Origin of the sequence: Isoptericola hypogeus, assembly GCF_039531145.1 — a bacterium.
Lineage (GTDB): Bacteria > Actinomycetota > Actinomycetes > Actinomycetales > Cellulomonadaceae > Isoptericola > Isoptericola hypogeus.
In genome coordinates this window covers 1-534 of record NZ_BAAAPM010000037.1, presented here as the reverse complement: position 1 = coordinate 534, position 534 = coordinate 1, and the positions used below count along the sequence as shown (strand labels likewise).

Below are 534 nucleotides of genomic sequence, written 5' to 3'. Positions count from 1 at the left end.
ATGGGCTTCTCCCCGCGAGGGGTGCGGCGCCTGTACGCGGACATGGTCGCGAGCCCGGGCCTGCCGCTGTACGTGGGTCGCTACCGCCCGCACGGGGCCATGGGGGTCTACGTCACGCCGCGGTGACGTACGACGTCGCGAGTGTCGGGCCTGCCAGAATCACCCCGTGACCACCTCGCCCCGCTTCCTGTCCGTCGACGACGTCGCCAAGGAGCTCGCCATCTCGAACACGCAGGTCTACACCCTGGTGCGTTCGGGCGAGCTGCCCGCGATCCAGGTGGGACCGAAGCGGGTGTGGCGCATCGCGCGAAGGTCGAGGAGTACATCGAGGGCCAGTACGCGGCCACACGCTCCGCCGTCGAGCGCGGTGACGTCGAGGCCGGCGACGAGGCCTGAGCATGGCATACCCCGCACGAGCGGTGCTGGAGGTCCTGCCGCAGTTCAAGGGTGACCTGAAGAACGGCTACAACCTGTTCCAGCGCGACCGGTTCGACCGGTTCGTGGCCGAGGAGTACGCGGCCGGCCGCTCGCTGC

At 69.9% G+C, this 534-nt stretch carries 1 pseudogene; it reads left to right on the top strand.

From position 1 onward, the window contains the following. Nucleotides 1-166 precede the first annotated feature (166 nt). Nucleotides 167-256: pseudogene (locus ABD254_RS21400) on the top strand (hypothetical protein); the annotation flags it as partial. Nucleotides 257-534 lie beyond the last annotated feature (278 nt).